This window comes from Saccharopolyspora tripterygii, assembly GCF_054778355.1.
Genome location: NZ_BAAGZP010000037.1, coordinates 541 through 1,016, shown reverse-complemented (window position 1 = coordinate 1,016; position 476 = coordinate 541). Strand labels below are relative to the sequence as shown.

Sequence of the window (476 nt, the reverse complement as noted above, 5' to 3'; positions counted from 1 at the left end):
GTGGCGTTGCCCAGGTTCAGCAAACGACCCTCCGACAGCACGATGATGCTGTGCCCATCAGCGAAGGTGTACTCGTGCACCTGCGGCTTGATCTCCAACTTCTCAATACCCGGAGTCTTCTCCAGGCCGGCCATATCGATCTCGTTGTCGAAGTGACCGATGTTGCCCACGATCGCCTGGTGCTTCATCTTCGCCATGTGATCAGCGGTGATGATGTCGTAATTACCCGTCGTGGTGATGAAGATGTCCGCGAACTCAACGACCTCGTCCAAGGTCTTGACCTCGTAACCCTCCATCGCCGCCTGCAACGCGCAGATCGGGTCGATCTCGGTCACGATCACCCGGGCACCCTGACCCCGCAACGACTCCGCGGAACCCTTACCCACATCACCGAAACCGGCCACCACAGCAACCTTGCCACCAATGAGGACGTCGGTGGCGCGGTTGATGCCATCCACCAGCGAGTGACGGCACCC

1 protein-coding gene is annotated in these 476 nt (G+C 59.7%); it reads right to left on the bottom strand.

The genetic code is table 11. The features are described 5' to 3' along the window. On the bottom strand, positions 1–476 hold a 476-nt coding region (locus tag ACYVF3_RS26510; RefSeq protein ID WP_461156973.1), incomplete at both ends, for an NAD(P)-dependent oxidoreductase.